Origin of the sequence: Spirillospora sp. NPDC049652 (genome assembly GCF_040675125.1) — a bacterium.
Classification (GTDB): Bacteria; Actinomycetota; Actinomycetes; order Streptosporangiales; family Streptosporangiaceae; genus Spirillospora.
Map to the genome: position 1 here is coordinate 1 of NZ_JBFAOF010000594.1, position 4,556 is coordinate 4,556.

6 protein-coding genes are annotated in these 4,556 nt (G+C 75.2%); 2 read left to right on the forward strand and 4 right to left on the reverse strand.

Annotated elements, in window-relative coordinates; genetic code table 11:
• Positions 1-189, forward strand: a 189-nt coding sequence (locus AB0J52_RS28605) for an ATP-binding protein (RefSeq protein ID WP_500185591.1), incomplete at its 5' end; no start/stop codon positions are given.
• 187 nt (positions 190-376) lie between these two features.
• On the opposite strand, the gene AB0J52_RS28610 is transcribed toward AB0J52_RS28605, so the two are convergent.
• Positions 377-1,660, reverse strand: coding sequence for an MFS transporter (locus AB0J52_RS28610; protein WP_500185592.1), 1,284 nt, complete (start codon positions 1,658-1,660; stop codon positions 377-379).
• Between the two features lie 332 nt (positions 1,661-1,992).
• Here AB0J52_RS28610 and AB0J52_RS28615 point away from each other — a divergent pair, with 332 nt between their 5' ends.
• Positions 1,993-2,448: a pyridoxamine 5'-phosphate oxidase family protein gene (locus tag AB0J52_RS28615; RefSeq protein ID WP_500185593.1), complete on the forward strand. Its 456-nt coding sequence runs from the start codon at positions 1,993-1,995 to the stop codon at positions 2,446-2,448.
• Positions 2,449-2,566: 118 nt separating this feature from the next.
• Here the strand turns inward: AB0J52_RS28615 and AB0J52_RS28620 are convergent, their stop codons facing one another.
• From AB0J52_RS28620 to AB0J52_RS28630, 3 genes are all read right to left on the reverse strand, one after another.
• A complete protein-coding gene (locus tag AB0J52_RS28620) occupies positions 2,567-3,799 on the reverse strand; it encodes a TIGR04053 family radical SAM/SPASM domain-containing protein (RefSeq protein WP_500185595.1) in 1,233 nt (410 codons plus the stop codon).
• Positions 3,792-4,298 carry a hypothetical protein gene (locus AB0J52_RS28625; RefSeq protein WP_500185596.1) on the reverse strand — a complete coding sequence of 169 codons (507 nt, stop codon included), beginning with the start codon at positions 4,296-4,298 and terminating at the stop codon, positions 3,792-3,794. Before AB0J52_RS28625 ends, AB0J52_RS28620 begins: the two co-directional genes overlap by 8 nt.
• Before the next feature lie 67 nt (positions 4,299-4,365).
• A partial coding sequence (locus AB0J52_RS28630) for a hypothetical protein (protein WP_500185597.1) occupies positions 4,366-4,556 on the reverse strand: 191 nt, incomplete at its 5' end.

Here is a 4,556-nt window from a genome sequence, read left to right on the forward strand (position 1 = left end):
GACCGGACGCTGCGGCTGCGGGTCGCCGACAACGGCCGCGGGATCGACCCGGCCGTCACCCGGCGCAGCGGCCTGGACAACCTGCGGCAGCGGGCCGAGGAGCTGGGCGGGGAGTTCGAGGTGTCCTCGAACCGGCCGGGCGGCACCGTCCTCGTCTGGGCCGTCCCGCTGCCCGCACCGGACGCGTGACCGCGACCGCCTGACCGAGGCCGCGTCGTCCTCGTGCCCGTGCGTCCACCCCTGTGAAAGCACGGGCCGGGCACCGCCTCGTCGTGGCGGTGCCCGGTCTTCGGATGATCCGGTCGGGGAGGCCCGCCGCCCGTGTGTGGGCGGGTCGTGGGCCTCGACCTGCCGGTGCGGGCCTGCGGAAGACGTTTCAGACGGTGGTGTCGGCGGCGCGGTGTCCCCGCCCCCGGCCCGGGCGCGGCTTCTTCTCGCCGCTCCCGGACGCGGCGCGGACGCCGGTGAGGGTGTAGAGCAGCGCCGCCGCGGCCACGATGGCGAGCAGGGCGAGGCCCGCCGCGTACGAGCCGTACTCCCCGTACAGCGCGCCCATCACCAGCGGCGGAAGGAAGCCGCCCAGTCCGCCCGCCGCGCCGACCACACCGGTGACCGACCCGACCTGGCCGGCCGGCGTGCGCAGTGCCACCAGGGCGAACGTCGCCCCGCTGCCCGCGCCGAGCGCGGCGGCCATGGCGAGGAAGGCGATGGTGCCCACCGGGGCCAGCGCCGGGCCGAACGCCTGCACGGCCGCGCCGGCGACGACCACGGCGAGCGTGCCCGCCAGCACCTGGACCGGGCCGATCCGGTCCGACAGCCAGCCGCCGATCGGGCGCATCGCCACCGCGAGGAGGACGAACCCGGCCATGCGGTTGGCGGCGTCCGCCTGGGTGAGGCCGTAGTCGGTCTTGAGGTAGGTCGGCAGGTAGACCGAGAAGGCGACGTAGCCGCCGAAGGCCACGGCGTACAGCGCGGACGCCTGCCAGGTGATGCCCAGCCGGGCGGTGGCGGCCAGCCGGCGGGCCAGCGGCTCGGTCGGGACGTTGCGTCCGGGCGCGTCGCGCAGCAGCAGCGCGGCGACCACGGCGTAGACCGCCAGGACCCCGGCGGTGATCAGGAACGGGGTGGACATGCTGTTCGCGTCGACCAGTTTCACCGTGGTCAGGGCGCTGATGGCGGTTCCGCCCATGCCCGCGCCGAAGACGCCGATGGCGAGGCCGCGGCGCGCGGGCGGGAACCAGGCGTTGACGAGCGGCACGCCGACGGCGAAGGCGGTGCCGCCGATGCCCAGGAAGAACCCGCCGACCAGGAGCGCGGTGAGGGACGAGTGCCCGGCCAGCCCGAGGTAGAGCACCGGGACGATGGTGACCGCCGAGACGATCGGGAACATCACCCGGCCGCCGAACCGGTCGGTCAGCGCGCCCACCGGGATACGGCCCAGCGAGCCGACCACGACCGGGACCGCCACCAGCAGCGACTGCTCGAAGGAGGTCAGGTCGAGGCCGTCCTTGAACCGGGGGCCGAGCGGGCTGAGTAGCGCCCACGCCCAGAAGTTCACGGCGAAACCGACGGTGGCCAGCGCCAGCATCAGCCACGCCTGGCCGGGCACCGGCGCGCCCGACGGCGGGGGGCCGCTCTTCGACTTCAACGGCTGGACCATGTGTTGTCCGTCCTCTTCCTTCTTCAGGTGGTACGGCGCCACCGGGATCGCAGGGGCGACGCGGGCCCCTCGCCTGCGGAGGGTGGTTCGCCCGTCACCACTCTGGGCGTCGGCGATCATCCGGGGGAGGGGCCATCGGTCCCTACCGGCGGGCGGACGGTCCCCAGCCGCCGGGCCCGGTCGTCCCTCCGCTCCGGCCCGGCAGCCGCCACCCGTCCGCCCGGACGGTCCCGACCCGCCGCGACACCGCCTCTGACCAGCTGTTCTGTGTGATGGCAAGGTGGGGCCGGTCGGCCCTACTCAGCGCCGTCCGCGGCGGGCACGATGGAGGAATGCTCAAAAACGACGCCTTCCGCGCCCTCGACCGGCAGGAGAGCCTGAGCCTGCTGGCCAAGGCGCCGGTCGGCCGCGTGGTCTACACCCGGCAGGCGCTGCCCGCGGTCCTGCCCATCAACTTCGCCCTGGACACCGACGCCTCGGTGGTGCTGCGCACCTCGCCCGGCTCGGAGCTCGTGCGCGCCATCGACGGCGTCGTGGTCGCCTTCGAGGCGGACGAGTTCGACGCGGCGACCCGGTCCGGCTGGAGCGTGGTCGTGACCGGCCAGGCCACCGTGGTGACCGACCCCGCCGAGCACGACCGGCTGTCCCAGGCCGGCCCCGCGTCCTGGATGCCGCTGCGGGAGGCGGTGTTCGTGCGGATCGAGTCCGAGATGGTCACCGGCCGCGAGCTCAACGGCCCGCGCAGCGCCCTGGAGAGCCCGGCGACCGCGAGCCTCAGCGACCGGTAGGAGCAGCCGTCCGGCAAGGCCCGGCAGCGACTTCCGTCAGGCGAGGCTGCTCCCCGCAGCCGAGCGCGATGGACGCGCCGGACGTGCCGGACGTGCCGGACGGTGGAGCCGGCGCGGCTCACGCGCCCTCGGGCAGCAGCGCGGCCAGTTCCCGCTGGTACGGGAAGGACCCGGGGACGTAGCCGCACCACGGTTCCTCGGCGTAGGGATCGCCGGTGACGCCGTACGCGCGCGACCGCGAACCGCCGCAGACCCGGCGGAACTCGCACTGCCCGCACCGGCCGCCGAGCGTGTCGGCGGCCCGCAGGCCCGTGAACAGCGGCGAGGTCCGGTAGATCGACGTCAGCGGCGTCTCGCGCACGTTCCCCGCGCTCAGCGGCAGGAAGCCGCTGGGATGGACGGAACCGGTGTGCGAGACGAACACGAAGCCGCGGCCGGCGTTGACGTCCAGCGGCGGTCTCCGCACCCGGCGCGTGGCGGCGTCCAGCCCCAGCTCGGCGGCCCGGGCGGACAGCTCCCGGTAGAGCGGCCCGAGGCCGAGCACCGCCGCGTGGTCGTCGCCGCGCTCGGCGAGGACCCGGCGCTGCAGGGCGACGCGGCGGAAGTGGTGGGCCTCGGTGGTCTTGGCGGGGATGGTCAGGCCGACGTCGTGGACGAAGTTCAGGACGTCCTCGACCTCGTCCGGGGTCAGCGCGCCGAGGGCGCGGCCACGGCCGGTCGGCACCAGGAAGAAGGCGCTCCAGAGCATCGCCCCGTGGTCGCGGACCAGCCGGACGATGTCGGGGAGGTCGTGCAGGTTGTGCCGGGCGACCGTGGTGTTGATCTGCACCTTCAGGCCGAGGGCGCGGGCGGTGTCCCAGGCGTCCAGGGTCAGGCGGAACACGTCCGGCACACCGCGGAAGTCGTCGTGGAGGGCGGCGGTGGAGCCGTCCAGGCTGAGCGAGAGCCCGCTCGCGCCCGCCGCGTGCACGGCCCGCAGCCGCTCCTCGGTGAGCGTCGGCGTCCCGGACGGGGACACCGCCACCCGGACGCCGGCCTCGCGGCCGTGGGCGATGAGCTCGGTCAGGTCGGGGCGCTGGAACGGGTCGCCGCCGGTGATGACGAACAGCGGGGCGGGCTGTCCGAAGGCGGCGACCTGGTCCAGCAGGCCCTTGGCCGCGGCGGTGTCCAGCTCGCGCGGGTCGCGGTCGGGGACGGCCTCGGCCCGGCAGTGGCGGCAGGCCAGCGGACAGGCCCGGGTGGACTCCCAGATGACGATGAACGGCCGGTCGGCCGCGTCGTGCCGCTGTCGGCGGATGGCCTGCGCCGCGGCGCCCGCCACACGGCCTCGGGGACGTTCGACGTCATGCACGGCGGTCGGAAGAAGGTGAGGCCAGGGCGTCGGCGGTCGCCACCAGCGCGACCCCGAGGCCGGTCAGGGCGGCGCCCAGGCCCGTGACGAGGGTCGTGAGGTGCCATGCCTGGTAGGCCGACATCAGCGAGGCGCGCAGCGACTGGCCGGTGAACGCGGTCTGGCGCAGCTTGAGGAGTTTCTCGTCGTCGCCTCCGGCGGCGTGCAGCTCCGCCGTGATCTCGGCGTAGGCGCGGCCACCGGTGGTGTGGGCGAGGTTGCCCCTGATGAACTCCGCGTAGGCGTGCGCGTCGGGGCCGGTCTCCACCGGCCGGCCGGCGTAGCGGGCGAGCTCGGCGGGAAGCCCGTGCTCGGGGAAGGTGATCCTCTGGGCGGCCAGCTCCGCCCGGATCTCCTTCCTGCCGCCGCGGCCGCGGAGCAGCATGACCGGCCCGGCGGCGACCAGCCCGGCGCCGACCGTGCCCAGCAGGGCGGCGGCCCGGAGGCGGGATCCGTCCATGTCTTTTCCTTTCCTCATGCCGATCGGCGGACCGGCGGACCGGGGGATCAGCGGTTGGACCGGCGGATCAGCGGTGCGCGAGCCGCTGGTGGACGTCCCTCAGCAGTTCCGCCAGGGAGACCGCGGACGTGGCCGCGAGCAGCGGCAGCACCAGGTCGTTCTCCTTGGCCGCGTGCTCCTCGAAGAGCACCTGGAGGGCCCGCGCGTCGGGGGCCGCCTCCACCGGGCCGGGCGCGGCGCGCAGGGCGTCCACCAGCG